Raw genomic sequence first — 20,154 nt, 5'->3', positions numbered from 1 at the left:
TTTCGAAGGATTATTGTTACAAGCAACCACATATAACAACAATAAACACGCAGATATTTTACTTAAAAATTGATTACTATATATCATTCTGAAAATTAAGACTACAAAATAGTTCTTTTGTTTAAAAACCAAATTATTGCTCTATTATTGGCTTACCCTCGAAATTTATTTTTTCGTAAGGCACGGTTTCTGTTTTTGGATCTATAACATAGCCACATTTTTTTATATAATATAAACCTGGTTTAAATTCATCTTTAGTTGCTTTTAGTTTAGCCATTAGTTGTTTTTCCAGAATAGCTTGAAGGGTAGAAAATTCAGGTTTATTTACTAAATTATTCATTTGCAGTGGGTCTTTTGTATTATCAAATAATAACCAAGCCCCAGCTAAATCTTTAACATAAGTGTATTGTTTAGTAACTATACCACGATATTCTTTTCCACCTCTAACACGACTCCATTGACCAAAAGGTTGTACGCAAGAAATAAGACTAGCAGTGATGTCATCTTTCTTTTTACCCAATAAAATTTTAGATAGATCCGTGCCCTGAACCGTTGCAGGAATAGGAAGGCCAGTAAAGCCCAAAAGAGTAGGCATAATATCAGGTGAATTTAGCAACACGTCTACCGTTTTACCAATTTTAAATTGTGCTGGGTAATGAATTAAAAATGGCACATGCACACTTTCATTATATGGTACTTGCTTGTTGCGTAACCCATGGCTACCCATCATGTCACCATGATCGGCGGTAAAAACAAGTATGGTATTTTCATCAATACCACTAGCTTTTAATGATTGCCAAATAGTGGCCATACAATCATCTAACGCAGCTATATGTGCGTAATAATTTCTAATAGCTTTTTCTATTTTATCCCTGTCTTCTTGTGGTACATTATCGGGTACACTTACTTCTTTATTCTTAAATAAATCTTGGTATTTTTCGGGTGCAGTGCCAAGAGGGTCGTGTGGTGGCCCTAGAGAAACAACTAATAAAAAGGGGCTTTTATCTTTGGCATGAGCCTTTATAAAACCAGCAGCATCATTGCTTTGTGCAATGGCATCGTAGCCATCCCAAAATAATTTCTGGGGCGAATTGCCCTCGTAGTAAGCAGATTTATTATAGTCGTGTGTACACTCTAAAGTTTTCCAATATTCAAAGCCCTGACGCCTACCACCTTCTGGTATATAACTGCTTCTTCCATGGCCATCAATATGCCATTTACCAATAAAGCCTGTATTGTAGTTATTAGCTTTATACACTTTTGCCAATGTTGTTAATGTTGTATCTAACATTACATCGTTCATAAAAACCCCATTAGTTGCAGGATACATGCCAGTAATAAGCGATGCACGAAAAGGCGTACAAACAGGCATACCCGAAACGGCATTTTTAACATTTACGCTTGCCGCAGCAAGCTTATCTAAATTAGGCGTAATCACATCTTTATTACCATTAAACCCAAGCGATTGTGCTCTTAACTGATCTACAATTACAAATACAATGTTGGGCTTTTTTTGCTGGGCAGACAAAGTGCTTATAACAAAAAAAAAGAACGTAATTAACAGACGAAGCTTATGAATCATTACTGTTTAGATTTTTGTTTGATATTTTATTTAAAAAAGTGTTTAACGGTAGTTTCGCCATTAACTGTTACAGATAAAAAATAAGCACCGCTAAATAGTGTACTTGTTGGTATGTTACCGTTATTTGAACCAGTTTGTAAACTAAGCTTTTTTGATTGTAATTGCCTACCTGCAACATCATGCAATTGTATAGTTGCAGATGCATTGGTAGAAGTAGTAATATTATAACTAATGCTCGAACCTGTAAAATAAACCTGTACATTATTTGCTTGTAACGCTCTATTTACAAGTATTATGGGCGATAGTTGGGTATTGCCATTTTTATCAAATTGTTGTAACCGATAATAATTATTGCCATTTAACGGCTGTGAATGGATGAAGTTATAATTAATGTTTTGTGAAGAATTACCGTTGCCATTTACAATACCAATTTTTGTAAAATCTATACCATTTAGCGAGTGCTGTACTTCAAAATAATCGTTATTAGTTTCGGTAGCAGTTGCCCAGTTTAGTTGTATACCATCATGCATTGTATTTTTACCTGTAAAGGTGAGTAAGTTTACTGGCAAAACAATGGGTGGTGGTGTACCCAATACAATATCTGATAAATAAATCCGCTTATCCGCTGCGCCATTTAAACTGCTTTCACAAGTTCTAATTATAATGGCTTTCACCTGATCTCGCTTAGATGCTGGCAAGCCAGATAACCTAAATATTTGATAACCATCTCTCAGGCTAAATAGCCCCAACAATGAACGGCCATCAATTTTATCTTCTATATATACGGCACTTGTAGTAGAGCCCGATACATTTATAGCAAGGGTATCTACATTAACCCAACTTTGCATATCCATATTCAAGCGATACTCAACACAACCATCCGTAGCGTCTCCATTATTGGTTATGTTATAAAAATTTGAGCCATTTAAAGTACTTGAATATGTTGGTGTTGCTGAAAAGTTCACCGTACCTGATACTCTTGATAAACTGCCTCTAGTATCTAACCTATCAAAATCAGAAACCACTAAATTATTATTAACACCATCTGCACAATTGCCATATAAGCACAAAAAGATACTATTTATAATTTTATCGAACGTAAAGTTTGAGCCTGCCGGAGCTTTAAATTTCACATAGGCTGTGTTATTTTCCCATGTCCAAACTGTGGCATCGGTAGTTTTAAGCGTTAACAGATTAGCTACTTTAGTTATTTCTTTAAAGCCAGTACCTCCACCCGGATCTGAATCTACTTGATTGCCCGTATAAACTTTTAGTGTAGCAGGGCAATTAGGAAATTCTACAACAATAGTTTCATTAGCGCTCATACTGTAAATATTCCATCTAGTTCTTGCTGGTATACGTGCCTGTAACATGTAACGACTAGCCAATGTATCAATAAATGTGGTCATAGGATAGCCTTGAATGGCACTTTTATCATCATATTGACCAAGTTCGTCAGATCTAATAAAGGTGGCGTTAGGCCTATCTGGAATAGAAGGATTAGCCAGCGCTTCTTGTACACTAAGATGATCAGATCCGGTAGCCTCTATGTACCCATATTTCATACTTGTAATAGCACCATTACCTGTAACGCTAATAGAACTTGGTAACGTTAAATAAGGATGATTTTTAGTTATAGAAGCCCCTACTCTGCCTGTTAGTTTACCATCTAAATCTCGAACAGAGGCCAAAAACCAAACGGGGTTTACGGCATCGGTAGCAGAGTTTCTATAATTAATTTTATAACTCCCAGCTTCAACGGTGGTGTTACTAAAAGTATGCCCTGTATACTTTTTATTGGCACCCCATTGGTCAAACATAGACTGCCCAGTAAGCGTGGTACCAGCGAAATGAGAATTGGTTGTTATTACAGGGCCATCGTAAACAATATGTGCAGCCGTAACATCGCCACCAACGTTTAAATAGTAGTAATTATTGCTATAGTTTTCAGATGAAACAACCCACAGAATGCTATCATAATAAGTACGCCAAGTGGATGCATCGCCTACCCTATTATCGGCAAAAATGATATTTTGATAATAGGATTCTTGGCTACTTTCCGACATTGTACGGCTATATAAACCCAACGCATTTTTAAATAATAATAAATTCTTGAAAGTGGGTTTGCTATTAACTGGAACATTTACCCCTTGATTCTGATTGGGCAATTCGCTTTTATCGTTAGGTGCAATACCAGCACCAATTATAATACCGTGGCGGCTAGAGTGTGCCACACTATTATCTATAAATCCATTTGGTATTGCAAAATTTAACGGTTGATAACTTGATACGTACCGTATGCCATTGGGGTTATTAAAAGGTGAATACCAAAAACCTGATCCATCAGAACCAGCTGCGTGATTACCAGATACATTGTTGCGAGGATTAGTGAGCCAAAAGGTAGATGGGCCACTATTATTCCTTTCATTAGTAGTATCGGATGGTAATAAGGCATATTTACCAAGAGGCCGCCTAGTAACCAAACCCAAGTTTCCTGTCATAGTTACGTTTTCTTCATTTCCATCCTCGAAGAAATACGCGTGACCAAGATTGTCATATGCAACATTATTGGTAACACTAACATCGTTGGTAGCATGCACAGTAATAGCTCTATTGTATGTGTGATGCACACTACTGTTGGTAATATATTGCCCAGCACCATAACCATTGGTTATATTATGCCAGTGGAAAGGATATCTACCCAAAATAGCTCTTTGCCCCATGCGAGTGAACTCAACATTCGATATATTGGCTTTACCTGTTGCCATAATCATAACATGCCCGCCGAAATTTGAGGTTACAGAACTTTCATCACCTTGTATGGTAATGCTTTTAGAAAGCAAACCTACCTCTGCACGCTCATCTACTTCCCATTTAATGTTAGGATTACTCCCGTGTGTGTAATTTTGTAATTTTCCAAAATGTGAGTAAGCAAGTGCTGTATTTAAGGTAAAGGTTTTTTTATCATCACTAACACCTGTGATGGTGCGTTGTTCTGCTTGATTCATGTTAAAATCGGTTGAAGAAATTACTATTTCATCACCTTTTTCCCAGTCAGTAGGCTCAGCGAGAGTAATGCTATTTGTATTTGCACTAGCGGTAACACCTAGCTGTGTCCACGATTTCTTTACTGTTCCATGCAGTTGAATTTCGCCATTATTCATAGCACCAAGCACTTTTGTTCCAAGCCCCATAATATTTTGCAAAGTATTGTTGCCCTTTAGCGTTATGATACCTTTACCTCTATAAGGCGCTTGTGGGCTACCCCATTGTAAATAGGCTTTATTGGTTTGGCCTACATCGTTCATTACAATAATATTGTTGGCAGAAATGGCAATATTCGGTTTGGTAATATCTACCACCAACATTCCCATAATGGTTATTGCTTGAACATCTACTGATTGGTCTAACAAAACGGCTGCATCCATAGGTATTATTACACTATCGCCAGCTACGGGCACTGCCCCATTGGCCCAAGTGCTAGGTTGAGACCATTTTTTTAAACCATTAATTGTAGCTACATTGTTTACTGGTTTAGTAATTATAGCACCAGTATATGCAACTGCCGTTTTAATATTCGTAGCAGGCGCAAACTCAGTTTGCATGTTTGGTGCACAACTAATAGTGGCAGTACTAGTTGGCCTGATGTATGCGTCTGCAAAATGGATAGGCGAAGCAATTCTTGAAACCGTAACAGAAAGGCAAAAAATACCTATAAGAATAAGTGAAAAATTTTCTTTCATGGCAGCATTCTAATTGTTAAAAATTATTTTAATAATATTGGTTTTTTAGTAAAATAAAAAAAACTGTTCTAATATTTACTACTACTGGACTGTTTGAATAACAAAATATAGGCTACTTTTGTTGTAGCCTATATTTTTTTAATTTTTAATATATAAATCATATTTTTGTAGTATTGTGTCGTACTATTATTTTCGAGGCTTGTACAGTCTCTCAAAGTTAATATTTACGCTTACTGTGTTACTATTTTTTGATAACTACCATCACCAAATTTTATTACATAATTAGCCCTTGGTGCTTGAGTTAAGTCTATAGTACTACCATTACCATATTTCATTCGCTTTCCATATATATCAAACACTTGCCAAGTAGTAGGCTTGCTTAATCTAAAGATGCCATTGCTTGGATTAGGATAAATAAGAATTTTAGAAGTACTTGGTGTAAGGGCTTCGGCAACAGATGAGGCTAATAAACTAGTAGTTTTACCAAGCGCCACTAAACCACCATCGCTTGCAGGTTTGTTTAACCGTATCTCGCCAATGCGGACTGTTACAGGATCAGCACCAACATCTGCATCCCTAGTTCTTATCATAATACCTTTTACACGTCTTAAAAAATCAGAAGATACATTCTTCAATAAAAATTCTTGGGCTACAGTGCCTTTGCCAATTGATGAAGGAAATGTGTTGCCACGACCGTCTGCTGGGGGAACTGTTAATGGCACTTGATTAAGACCTGTAGCATCAGCATATTTTAGAAATACTACACCCGACGGCGAACCTATAAATGTAATCGTTAATGTATCTACATCTTGCCAATTTTGCGTACCAAAAAGGTCTAAAGAATATTCAACAAGTTTACCACCAGAAACATCTGCTGGATTTACCACATAAGTATCTGCACCATTAAATTCGCTTACATGAGTAATAGATGAAGGTGCGTCAGTTGAGTTTTTAATTAAACTCCCACGGGTTTGTAAGGTGTTGTAATTCGCAATTACCACCGGTGCATTATTACCATTGATACAGCCGCCATACAAGCAAGCGTAGATACTTTCTTGCTTTTTATCGGAAGTAAAGTCAGACCCAGCAGGTGCTTTATAACGTATATAGGCTGTTCCTTCATTCCAATACCAGCTAGTATTAGCAGTACTTGCTAATAAAGCCGCCATTGTACGTGTAGCCAATTGTGGAATATTTACCAAATTAGTACCAACACCATTAAAATCTGTAGGGGCGTCGCCAGTATATATCTTTATACTTGGTGGCACATTAGGATATTCTAGTACAGCATCTTGACCACCACTGTGGCTATAAAAATCGAACCGCATACGTGCTGGTATTTGTTGTTTTAGCACCAATCGCTCCGTAATTGCATTATCGTTTAATACAGTAGTAATAGGATAACCATTGATGGCACCTTGATCAGTATATTGTGGTTCGTCAGATCGTAAAATAGACGCATTAGGTCTAGATTGTCCAGGAGAATTGTCACTTGGCACTTTATGATCACTACCAGTAGCCTCTACATATCCAAGCTTAAAATTTGGTGTAGCCACACCATTATAGCCAACAGGATTACCTGTGCTTTTTGTTAAATAAGGTAAATTTCTAGACAAAGTAGTGTTAGGTGTACCTGTTAGTTTACCGTCAACATCTACTACAGATGCTAAGAACCAAACAGGATTTTGATCAAAACCCAAATTTGGGTTAGCACTTGGGTTAAAGTTTGCATCTCTAAAATTTATTTTATAGGCACTAGGATCAGCAGTGGTGGTGTTAAAGGTATGTCCACCATATTTTTTATTAGCCCCCCATTGATCAAACATTGACTGGGTTCCTTCGATAGTAGTACCAGTATTTAGTGTAGTACCCCCAAAATGTGAGTTTGTAGTCATTACTGGACCATCATAAATAATGTGTGCTGCCACATTGTTACCACCAACAGCAGATGTAAAATTGGTGCTTGCATTATCTGAACCTACCACCCATAACACTCTATCGTAGAAAGTGCGCCAAGTTGCAGCATCGCCTATTCTATTATCGGCAATAATGAAATTTATATATTTTGATTCTTGATTGCTTTCAGAATTGGTACGTGTATAAGCGCCCAAAGCATTTTTAAACACCACTATGTTTTTAAAGGTTGGCAAGCTATTAGCTGGTACATTTACACCTCTATTTTCATTGGGTAGTTCGGACGGATTATTTGGATCAGGACCAGCACCAAAAATAAAGCCATGTTGGTTAGAGTGCATTACATTATTGTCTAAAGCACCGTCTGGTATGGCAAAATTGATTGGTTGAAAAGCAGGATTATAATTAATTCCGTTAGGATTATTAAACGGCGCATACCAAATACCTGAGCCAGAAGAACCTGCTGCATGGTTATCATTAATTTTGTTATTTGGATTGGTAATCCAAAAAGTGGCTGGCCCACTACTATTTCTGCCATCAAATATATCCGATGGAAGGATTTGGTATCGCGTATCTGCTGGTTTCGTAGCAGTGGGGCGTTTGGTTACAAGCCCTAAGTTGCCCGTCATTGTTACCCCATGTTCTGTGCCATCTTCTAGAAAATAGGCATGGCCAGAATTATTATAGGCAACGTTGTCTCTTACAAAAACATCGTTTGTAGCATGTACAGTAATAGCTCTGTTGTAGGTTTCGTAAACACTACAACTATCAATAAATTGACCTGTACCGCCATCACCAACATTATGCCAATGGAATGGGTAACGCCCTTTTATGTAACGCTGCCCCATGCGATAAAAAGCTACATTTCTGATATAGGCTTTAGAATCACTATTAATCATTACATGCCCACCAAACCCTGATGCTTCGGTTGAATTTTCATCGCCTCGTATGGTAATACTTTTAGATAACAACCCTACTTCTGCACTTTCATCCAAAGTCCAGCTTACCCTACTAGCAGCAGGTATGGCAGCTGTTTGAGAATAAGTTTGTATTTCTCCATAATGTTTAAAGCTAAGATTATTTACTAGTGTAATGGTTTTTTTATCGGCAGCTACGCTGGCAATTACTACTTTTTCTGCTTGACCCATGTTAAAGTCTGTAGAAGCTATTACCAGCGTGTCGCCAGCACTCCAATTTTGTGTGGCAGTTCTTACTTTAATAACTTTTTGCCCCACTAAAGCTGTGGCGCTAAGCTGAGTCCAACTTGTGGCTCTTTGCCCACGCATGTTGATAATACCACCAGCCATTGCACCAAACACTTTAGTACCCATGCCTGTAAAACTGTTTACCATATCTACAGTTCCTTTTAAAATTATATTACCATTGCCTGTATAGGGCTTTAGGTCGGTACCCCATTGAAAATAAGCAGGTGCGCCTGTAGCAGTACCATCCACCATAATTGTGTTGGCCTTTATAGTAATATTAGCTTTTGTAATATCTACTATCAACTTCCCTTCTACGGTAATAGAGGCAACATTTATTGTGGGGTCATCTAATAATATGACCGCATCTTTAGGTATTATCACATCCTCTGTACCGTTACCTGTTGGTACCACACCACCAAACCAATTAGCTGCTACAGACCATTTAGGCATACCTGTAATATCATTAACCGGCCTGTTAAAAGCAGAAGAGCCTGTATACGGTTTAGCAGTAAATGTTACAGGTGGTGCACCATTTACATTAAGGCTTTTTTGTGGCCTACATGCAATAACATCGGTACTGGCGGGTCTTGCATTTTTTAGTTCATAAACATCGGTTGATGTTGTTGACAAATCTAGTTTTAAAAAAGTAAGTAACATTGATAATGCACTTAAAAGTAACAGAGGGAAAACATTTAATTTCATGGCAGTTATTTTATGATTAAATCAATCGTAAACCGAAAATAATAGCAAACGAGAACGCAGCTATCCTGAACTGCCATGATGCTATAAGACCCCTATCCCTAGCCAAGAAATTACAATAATCAATAAATAATTATTAAATTACTTATTGATTATTGTAACACAATTTTTTGACACGTACCATCGTCGAACTTTACCGTATAATTACCTTTTGCAGTATTTGACAAATTGATAGTTTTACTTTTACCGTATTTTATTGGCTTTCCTTGCATATCAAACACTTGCCAACTTGCAGTTTTACTTAGGTTAAAAATACCTACACTTGGGTTTGGGTAAATAAGAATGGATGACGACAGTCCTTCATCAAAAGACACAGATTTAATCCCTTTTATTTGCATTTTACCATCTTTATCTACTTGGGTTAGTCTATAATAATTAATCCCTATAGCTGGTAATTCATCGTACCAAGTGTACACCTGTGATATTGTACTATTGCCATTATTAGATTTTATAGTGCCCAATGTAGTGAAACTGATGCCATCACTACTACGTTCAATACTATAAAAATCATTATTTATTTCTGATGAAGTTTCCCAGTTTAACTTAACCCGTTTATTTTCTTTGGTTGCGGAAAAACTGATAAGTGAAACAGGTAAAGTATTATTCGTATTAATAATAATACTATCAGTAATATTTCCCAGCGTGGCTACTATTTTGTAACTACCAACCACACCTGTACAGCTTGTTGGTAGCACAGCTTGTCCATTAACTAATGTTAATAATGATATTAGCGAACCACTGTTTGGTTGCGAACTTGTAGCCAACCAATCTATCTTAACCGTTACACCTGCCACACTACCAAAATCGAGACGAAGTCTGGTAATGTTAGTGCTGTTTATCCATTCGGGTAAGTTTTGCAACTGAATAACATTCCAACCTTTAGCTAGTGCAAAAGTGGTATTCACAAAAGCTGTTTTAAACCAAAAAAATTGTGCATTTGGTATAGCTTGGCTACAAAAAACTCTAAAATAAATATAGGGATTAGCTTGACCATTTATTGGTGAAGATTGGTTAAATGTAATATAACCATCGTTACCGTTGGTGGTAGCAGTAAGTAATCCATTTGCATAAGATATTGCAGTTAATTGGTTGGTAGCAACTATTTCAGTCGAACTATCTAACTGAAATAAATTACTAGCTTGTAAATAATTAGATGGTAGCGTGTTTAATGCCAAGCCTGCGCCTGTAACCACACAATTAACAGAGCCTTCGGTTGCTATTATTTTTTTACTATAAGTAATATTTATACCGCTTACTTGTGCAAACCAACCAGTACCTGCACTACTTGCTTGTTTCATTTTTAAACATAATGTAAACGATGCCGAGGTGCTAGGAAAATGAACACCTTTGTAGCCATTAGACAAGCCATAAACATCGTTTTCCCAAACAACCCTGTTAGAATCATCTATCACTACTAACGATACTATAGCATTATTATAATTGCAAAAATAGTTAAATGTTACAGCATCTATAGTGCCCCCTACTGGTGGGGTAAATTTTACCAATACAGTGTCAGACAAATTTCTAGTAACTGTATTCGTTAGCGTCATTTTTACATCGGTAGGTGTTTCTGCGTGGTTGTTATTTGTAAAGTCTACACTAAATTTACTAGTTGCTGTATCTGTTCTAGTAAAAAAACCACCACTAGCATAAGTCGTTAAATTACTAGTATTATTGGCATTATCTTTTAAAGTGATGGTGATATTATTAATTAAATTAGGGTCAGGTGGGGCAATGGTTGTATAATCGGCCGTTATCGCTAATTTAGTAACTGGAGAAATCGCTTGAGACCAAGCCCCTTTTAAGCCAACCTTACTACTAGCCCTTACACGATAATAATAAGTTGTACCAGCCTGTCTATTAGGCAATACTTTAGAGAATGAATATTCTGAAGATACGGTTGACCAATTGACATTATCTGTACTTTGCTCTATATCAAAGACACTCAATTGCGACCACATACGCCAAGTTTCAGGATAATCAGCCCAAATTTCCTGCGGCCATCTTACCAAATGCGTTGTACCATTTAGCAGCAGCACTTCTACATTTTGTACTTGTGGTGGTGTATAATTTATTAATGTAGAATCTTTTCTAGTGTAAGGTTGGTCTTTTCTTGCAACCATAAAATCTTTAATCGCGTCGGCAAATTTGCTATCTGGTAAATAGAAAACAGTGTCTTTATTATATCGCCACCAACCAGGAAATAGTGCATGGCAACCACCTTGGTAATACGTATTTAAATGAGATGTAGCAGCGTTATATAATGCTTGATTGGTGGGCTTAGCAAACGGCATAGGATGCCATTCAAATATACCCCAACTTGGTCCGTATTGTGTTACTTTGGCAGGATCAATATACCCAAATCTTGTAATGCCTACATTGTTACTACTTGCCAAATGTCCAGTCCAAATTGGATCTGCGCCACTTCTTAATCTACCTGCTGAAATCACTTCTCCAGGAATTTGATGTGGATACATATCCTCTGTAGGTAAGCCCCCATCTGCGTAGGCTTTAAATACATCCTTTATATAGTTCTTAGTCATTTGTTGCCTAAAGCCAAATGCAGGATTGGCAGGATTTCCAGACGGATAAGCACCACCTTGATCGAACACATCCCAGCTCCATGATTTCCAAAAAGCACCCGACGCATTTCTAACCCTTGGAGCATCAAAGCCACCTGCTGTAAAGCCATTACCGCTCTCTGGTGTGGGGTCAAATGGTGGATCGGATACTCGTGGTATGGGTATTGCATTAGGGAAAGCAACCAAATCGTAATATCTATTAGTCCAAGTGGTAAATGAGGTGCCAAAGAAAGTATTAAAACTTATGCCTGTTCCATTTGCATTGGCTGGTGTGGGATCATCGTAAAACTGGCTACGAAACACCCCGTTTATTTGTATCAAATTGCCAATAATGGCGGCAGGTGCACCTTCACCTTTATAAGTTCCAGTAACTGCATCGTAAATACCAGTATGCCTTAGCCAGTCTCTATATTCTGTAATGGCATAGGGCGAATAATCGCCTAAGTAAGCATCATTACTTTGCCCACCAGTAGCTAATTCCTGTTCAATAATACCATTTGTGATACTTATCACGCCCGGAAATTCGGCCCGTAATCGTAAAACTTCGGCTGTGGTGGTTGCTATTTGCCCCATTAATTTATTTCTAACTAAAGTACACAGCCTTGATGGCGAATAAACACCTGAATCTCTCAATTCACCAGGATATAATACATCGCCTGTGCCTTGCTCTGCCGAGAATAACCAATCAATACCATTTAGTCGCCATTGGTAACATCTAATATCTTGGTTTAATGTGGGAAAATAACCTGGATTTGTGTGTGTTTGTGTACCAACAATAATACCCACTCTCATTCCTTTTTCTTTGGCCAATCTACAAGTCCTTGCACCCATAACGTAACCCCCAAAAATACCAGACACGCCAATATGATGGTACAAATTACCTGCACTCAATTGAGATGTCATTTTATCCATTTCCGAACGAATGGTCATTTCGCTTAAATTAGTGCTTCGTATTTCCTCAAACAATGGCATCATGAAAAATGTATTCTGGTGATTAGGTTTTGGCAATACTTGACCAGAGGTACCAATAGCGACAAAGTTTAAAATAAAAAGCCATGCAACAGGTTTAATCGCTAATATCTTAAGCAAAAAACAGTTTCTTATTTTGTAGATCATTGATTTTGGAATATAATGATTCATACTCTTTTTTTAATTTATTTCTAATTACTACTTGTAAAAATGTAACTGCCCGAACCAACTTGCACACTTAAATAACCATTAGCAAAGTCGCCAATTTTTATACTAGCATTTACGTTTAATGGCTTACCGTTTTCTAAAGTAGCAGCAGCATTTTTTGCAGGGATAAAAACGTTAGCATTAGTGTTTACTGGCACAGTAATTTGCATCACAACTTTTTTATCATCCTTTTTCCAAGACGATATTATTTGGCCATTAATAGAATTGTAAGTGGCTTTTACATATCCTATACCGTCTTTAGCAATTTCAGGTTTTATAGTAAATGTTTTATAACCGGCTTCGCCTACTTTTATACCTGCAGCATTGCCAAACAACCATTCGTTTACCGAGCCAAATGCATAATGATTAAACGAGTTCATACCTGCATTATTCTCAAAACCTTTTCCTTTTGTATAGCTGTTCCAACGCTCCCAAATGGTGTTAGCACCATTTACAACCTCGTAGCCCCATGAGGGATATTCTGTACTTAACAATAATTTATAAGCCTCATCGCTATGCCCGGTTGCCGATAATGCAGGTAGCAGAGGCCTTACACCCAAAAAGCCTGTTGATAATTTGCCACCATTACTTTTTATTAATTCAACCAACCAATCACCTGCTTTTTGTTGCTCTGGGGTACTTAATATGTTCATATAAATGGCATTGGCGTAAGCTGTTTGTGTATGGCCTTCAAAACCCATCTCGCCATCCACATAACCTTCACCTTTACCGTATGCAAGTGTATCTGTTTTAAATTTTCCAGAAGCATCTGTATAATGGGCTAAAAATGCTTTTTTGATATTATTAAATATTGCTTCAAAACGCTGAGCATCTTCATTTTTACTCGTTGCTTTTGCCATTTCGCCCATCATTTGGGCTACATATGCGTAGTACATAGTAGCTAGCATGTCAGGTGGCGTTTTTTTGCCTACACTTAGCCAATCACCAAAACCACCTTTGGGAGAAATATCTTCAAAACTTGCTTCCTTAAACACAAATGTGCCTTTACTTTTTGTTTCTAAAAAGTTGAGATAGGCTACCATATTTGGCCAAAATTTTTCTATCATTTTAGTATCGCCATACGTTTTGTAAATGGTATAAGGACAAATGATACCTGCTTCACTCCAACCTGGTGAATAAGTATCTGTAACTCGCAAACTAGGTGCTGGTGCATAAATAGGATACGTATTATCAACCCGTTGAGCATCATTTAAATCTACCACCCATTTAGTAAAAAAGGCTCCAATATCGTTATTAAAAGTTGCCGATTTTATGTAAGCTTGCGCATCGCCGGTCCAACCCATTCTTTCATCTCTTTGTGGGCAATCCGTAGGTACATCAAAGTAGTTAGATCGTTGTGTCCAAACAATATTGTGGTACAGTTGATTAATCATTTTATTATCGGTTTCAAACGTACCTACTTGAGGTGTTGCAGAACTAAGTACAATGCCTGTAATAGCCTCTAATGTTGGCTTTGAACGAAACCCAGAAACTTCCACATACTGAAAACCATGGTATGTAAAGCGTGGTGTATAAGTTTCGCCTTCTGGATTTCCTTTTAAAATATAAGTGTCGGTGGCTCTTGCTTTTCTTAGGTTTTCTGTCATCAAATCTCCGTTAGGAAATAAGACTTCACTGTATCGCAGTTGAATGGTATCGCCAGCTTTACCTTTTACTTTTAACCGCACATTACCTGCAAAGTTTTGACCTAAGTCTACTATGTATTTACCACCACTCTTTTCGGTAACACTTATTGCTTTTAGCTCCTTGAATACTCTTAGTGGATTACCTGGATATGCTTCTAAATTTCTATCAATTTTATCGGCAAATACAGTGGCATTTTTCCAAGTTTGGTCATTAAAATTTGGCTTGTTCCAATTGAGAAACTCTAGTCTAGCATCATAGGTTTCACCATTTAAAATATCAGCTTCTATCATTGGTCCATGATTCGTTTTCCAGCTTTCATTGGTAGCAATTATTTGCTTATTGCCATTAGTATATTCAACTTCAATCTGGGCTTTTAACAGCGGCACTTTACCGTAAAAATTTTTAACAACGGGGTTTTGTACCAATAAAGCGTAACCTAAATAGCCAGCATACCAGCCATCACTTACTATTGATCCAAATGCGTTATTACCTGTTTTTACATTAGTAGTTACATCATAAGTTAAATAATAAACACGCTTATTATAATCTGTATAACCGGGGGTAAAATTATCGTTACCAATTTTTTTACCATTAATATAAAAATCAAAAAGACCCAATGATGATACATATAACCGAGCCTTTTTTATAGCGCCATTTAAAGAGACTTCTTTTCTGAAAAATGGCGCTGGTGGCAAATGATACTCTTTACCTCTACCTAATGCAGTTAAATCATTACCAATCCAACTGGCTTTCCAATTATTTTTATCTAATAAACCCATTTCCCATTTTGCAGTGGCACTCCACTTACTTGCAACACCGTTTTTATCCCAACTGCGAATTTTCCAGTAACAAATTTGACTTGGCTTTAATGCTTTGCCAGCGTATGGTACTTGATTAGTTTGGTTTGTTTTGATTTGTTTAGAATCCCACAAATCTGCCTTGCCAGCAGCCAACAAACTTTCTGAACTTGCTACTAAAATTTGATAAGCAATTTGGCTTTGGTTTCTCTGTTGTGATTGTAATTCCCAGCTTAAACGTGGGTTTAAATTATCGGTTACGGGGTTTATTTTATATTCAGTTCTAAGATGTAGCGGATTAACTTGCGAAAAAGATACAGCAACTATTAATTGCATTAAACACATTACATACAAGGATTTTCTTTTCACAGTGCGTATATTTTTCATTTGGAACAATCGTTTTATTTTTAGCAATCAGATATTAATTACAAAAGTTTATTAAGTAGAAAAACAAAACCAGTGAAAAAATTTCTCACTGGTTTTGTATAAATAATTTATTTAAAAAAATAGAGCATTATTTATTTAAAGAATTTTGCTGTAAGCGATTGACCATCTAAAACAACAACCCCTACATAAATGCCACTTTGTAATTCGTTGATGGCTATGTTACCATTGTTAACGCCTACGTTAACATCAATTGCTTTGTTGTAAACATTACGACCAGCAATATCAAATAATTGCAAGGTGGCTTTAGAAGCAGTTGCAGAATTTATGGTATAATTTAAGTTATTACCAGAAACCATTACACTAAAAACTGTTTTTACTAAATTATCATTGTTAATTGCCACAGTTGAAGAAATAGTTGTTTTTCCGTCATTATCTACTTGGTTTAAACGATAATAATTGATTCCAGTAGCAGGTTGTAAATCTCTGTAAGTGTAGTTATTTGTTTGCGATGTGTTGCCCTTGCCAGCAACCGTACCAATCGTTTTAAAATCAATATTGTTGGTAGAACGAGTCACATCGAAAAGTTTGTTATTAACCTCTGATGAGGTTACCCAATTTAATTGAACACCATTGCTGGTTTTATTGCCTGTAAACGATGATAGGTTTACTGGTAAAGTGGTAGTATTAGGCGTAAATGCTACCCCTCTAAATAAGTAATTTGTACCAGATGTTGCCAGTGTGGTTGGCACTGTATTGCTGAATCCAGTGTTGTAACCATTGGCATCGTCTAAACGTTGCAAAAGGTTGTTGGAGGCATTAGATCCTGTGGTAAAAAACAATGCTTGTTTACCATCACTAGTTATGCCTGTAATACCATTACTAGTAACACCAATGCCCAATGTAGCAGCTGCACCTGTACCATCACCAGTAATAGTTACGGTTGGTGCAGTAGAGTAGCCACTACCAGCATTGGTCAGCGTAATGCCTGTTATAGCCCCACCTGATATAGTAGCAGTTGCAGTTGCACCTGTACCACCGCCCCCGGTAATATTTACAGTAGCAGTTGAATAGCCTGTGCCAGAAGTTAAAGATAACCCAGAAACAACCCCAGTGGTAGTGTTGATAGTTGCAATTGCCGAAGCACCAGTACCTACGCCTGTGAAAGTAACGGTTGGTGCCGACGTATAACCTGTACCAGCATTGGTTAAGGTAATGCCAGTAACTGCACCATTTGCAACAGTTGCAGTAGCGGTAGCACCACTACCACCGCCACCTGTAATGGCAACAGTTGGTGCAGTTGTATAGCCTGTACCGCTATTAAGTACAAAATTCGTATTTAAAACACCAATACCCACGGTCCCAGTTACTGTCCAAGCACCAGCCACTAAAGAATATTTTTTTAGGTTGCCACCTTCTACAACATAGGCAACATCTACCCCAGCAATTGTATTGTCCAAGTCTAAGAAAACAAAATCGCCCGCAGAAGCATAATTAACCGGAAAGCCTGCAAAATTGGCGGGTGTTTGTGATCCAACGGTTAAATCTGTGCCAAGTTGTGTCATTCCAAAAGTGGCGGTACTAGTCATGTTCGAATATAATTGGTTTCCAAAAATACCCAAGGCTCTAACATTTGTATAAGCTGCGGTACCAGTGGGTGTACCAGTAGTAGTAATAATAGTGGGCAAAGTAGTTTCTAGGTTACCAAAAGGCACATATCTAACACCCGCAGTGGAGTTGGCAAACCAAAAACCAGTGCCATCATTACTTATAGCACACTTAATATTACCACCATAGTATGTAGGCGTAGCATTTACATTTCTTACTTTGGTGCTGTAGTCAACAGTACCATTTGCAGAGATTCTTGCTAATACCCTTGTGAATGGACCACCAGCAGTTGCATTGTTGGAAGATATATCGGTACCCGCTACCCCATTGGTAACATCATAACCACCAATTGATAAAAATGCTTTATTGTTTGATAGTTTCAAAAGCCCCTCTGCGGCCGATGTTCCAACATTGGTAAGTCTACTACCAACAGTTGTATTATCTAAATTCACAATAATTCCAGGAACGCCAGAAGGGTTGTACTCAAGTAAACTCACATTAGTGGTTGTTGTTGTTAGTGTAGTGCTGCCACCAGCACCAACCCTTACAACTACTACGTTTCCAGATGTGAACTGTGCATTCGTAATTAAGACACTTATTACTAACAAGTAGACGAGAACTAATTTTTTTTTCATTGATTGGTAGTTTAAATTTTTTCAAATTTCATCAAAAATATTCTATTTAAAAAATTTCTTAGTTAGATGCTGATTATTTATTGTAACGGCACCCACAAAAACACCCTTTGTTAAATTAGTTGTAGAAATATTACCATTATTTGTGCCTGCTTGTAGTTCTATAGTTTTATTGAAAACATTGCGACCGGCATCATCAAACAATTGTAATGTCGCTTTAGTGGACGTTGGTGTGGTAATAGTGTAATTGATATTGTTTCCTACGGCTACCAAGTTAAAAGTAGTATTTACTAAATTATCATTATTTATTGCCACAGTTGAAGAAATAGTTGTTTTTCCGTCATTATCTACTTGGTTTAAACGATAATAATTGATTCCAGTAGCAGGTTGCAAATCTGTGTAAGTGTAGTTATTTGTTTGCGATGTGTTACCCTTGCCAGTAACTGTACCAATTGTTTTAAAATCAATATTGTTGGTAGAACGAGTCACATCGAAAAGTTTGTTATTTACCTCTGATGAAGTTGCCCAATTTAATTGAACACCATTGCTGGTTTTATTGCCTGTAAACGATGATAGGTTTACTGGCAAAATACTTTGTGTTGTGCCTGGCGTAAAGGCAATGCCACGATAAATGTAGTTTGTACCAGATGCTGCCAGAGTAGTGTAAATTGGTACAATAGTATTACCAGTTGTATTGTCATCAACAATACCTTGCAAAATATTATTAGTAGTTGTAGAACCTGTAGTTATGTACAACTGAACCTTACCAGATGCATTTGTATAACCAGTCATACCAACTGCTAAACCTCCAGCTGCGGTAGTTGTGGCTGCTGCACCTGTGCCATCACCAGTGATAGTAATAGTAGGATTAGCCGTAGAGTAACCACTGCCTACATTAGTTACGGTAATTGCCGTAACCACACCACCGCTTACCGTGGCGGTAGCGGTAGCGGTAACTCCGCCTACTGTTGGTGGCGCACTTATAGTTACCGTTGCAGTTGTATATCCTGTACCACCAGCTGAAACAGTTATTGCGGGTATAACACCTGTACCTACAGCACCATTGTATACCCAAGCTGCCCCACTAGTTAGCGTTGTGGTGGCTGCAGCACCTGAACCCGGTCCAGAAAAGGCAACGGTGGGTGCTGTTGTATAGCCTGAACCACTAACAGTAGTGAAAAGACCTGTTAATGCGCCACTAGCAACAGTAGCAGTTGCTGCTAAACCTGTACCATCACCTGTAAATGAGACTACAGGTGCAGTAGTGTAGCCAGTACCATTTGCAGTCCTAGTTATTGCAGAGATATAATTAATTGGAGTAGATGAATAGGTATATTTTCTAAGATTTAAACCATCAAGAACATACAATACATCACCAGCAGTTATAGTACCAGAATTATCTAAATCAAAAAACTGAAACGCATTGTTAGTAGTAGAAGAACCTGTAGGCAAGCCCGGTAACAAGGCAGTTGCAGCTGGTGAAGCCGTAGGTAAACCTGTACCAATGCTAAATAGCGAAGAAAATGCACCATTAAAACCGCAACCATACAATTGATTATTAAAAATGCCTAATGATTTAGCATTTATACCACTAACTATAAGTGGTGTGGGTGTACTAACATTATTGCCAAAAGGAATATACTTTATCCCAGTATTACCAGCTGTCCAAAAACCAGTACCATCTACACTTATTACTTGCCTACCACCATCACCAGCCGCAGGCACTTTTGTACTATAATCTATACTGCCATCTAAACCCACACGGGCTATAACTTTACTAGTAGTAGCAACTGGGCTATTTGTAGTACCACCAGTATTGGTAGCAGGGGTACTTATATCATAGCCTAGTAAAGACAAATACTGCCTATTAACAGATAAACTAAGCGAAACATCTTGGTTGATACCGTTAGCTACCAATCTTGAACCTGAAGTATTACCTAACGAAATAGTTTGCACTAATGTACCAGAGGGTGTGTATTCTAGCAAATCGACTGGTAGATAGTTCGCAACACTAATAGCAGTACTGCCATTACCTACCCGCACTACCGCAAGGTTACCTGGGGTGAATGCCTGTTGTGCGTTTGCAGTAAGAAAAATTGCAAGTAACATGCAAGTAAATAGTAAC

7 protein-coding genes are annotated in these 20,154 nt (G+C 37.5%); all 7 read right to left on the bottom strand.

Annotated elements, in window-relative coordinates:
• Positions 1-133: 133 nt before the first annotated feature.
• On the bottom strand, positions 134-1,582 hold the full coding sequence (locus ACT9TX_RS17160; protein ID WP_481340127.1) for a sulfatase family protein: 1,449 nt from the start codon (positions 1,580-1,582) through the stop codon (positions 134-136).
• A 26-nt stretch (positions 1,583-1,608) separates the two neighbouring features.
• Entirely contained in the window at positions 1,609-5,325 is a 3,717-nt protein-coding gene (locus ACT9TX_RS17155; RefSeq protein ID WP_481340126.1) for a G8 domain-containing protein, read from the bottom strand.
• A gap of 230 nt (positions 5,326-5,555) precedes the next feature.
• Positions 5,556-9,146: a G8 domain-containing protein gene (locus ACT9TX_RS17150; protein WP_481340125.1), complete on the bottom strand. Its 3,591-nt coding sequence runs from the start codon at positions 9,144-9,146 to the stop codon at positions 5,556-5,558.
• A gap of 149 nt (positions 9,147-9,295) precedes the next feature.
• The gene (locus ACT9TX_RS17145; RefSeq protein ID WP_481340123.1) at positions 9,296-12,874 is read right to left on the bottom strand and encodes a T9SS type A sorting domain-containing protein; all 3,579 of its coding nucleotides are present in this window, start codon (positions 12,872-12,874) and stop codon (positions 9,296-9,298) included.
• 71 nt (positions 12,875-12,945) lie between these two features.
• Complete coding sequence (locus tag ACT9TX_RS17140) at positions 12,946-15,792, bottom strand: alpha-L-rhamnosidase (protein ID WP_481340122.1); 2,847 nt, start codon at positions 15,790-15,792, stop codon at positions 12,946-12,948.
• Positions 15,793-15,923: 131 nt separating this feature from the next.
• Positions 15,924-18,032 (bottom strand): beta strand repeat-containing protein, encoded by a 2,109-nt coding sequence (locus tag ACT9TX_RS17135; protein WP_481340121.1) that lies wholly within the window; start codon positions 18,030-18,032, stop codon positions 15,924-15,926.
• 42 nt (positions 18,033-18,074) lie between these two features.
• Positions 18,075-20,154, bottom strand: a 2,080-nt coding sequence (locus tag ACT9TX_RS17130; protein ID WP_481340120.1) for a beta strand repeat-containing protein, incomplete at its 5' end; no start/stop codon positions are given.

The organism is Parasediminibacterium sp. HNIBRBA5674 (genome assembly GCF_056745525.1).
Note: the sequence above shows the minus strand (reverse complement) of the source record. Positions and strands in the feature narration are given on the sequence as shown.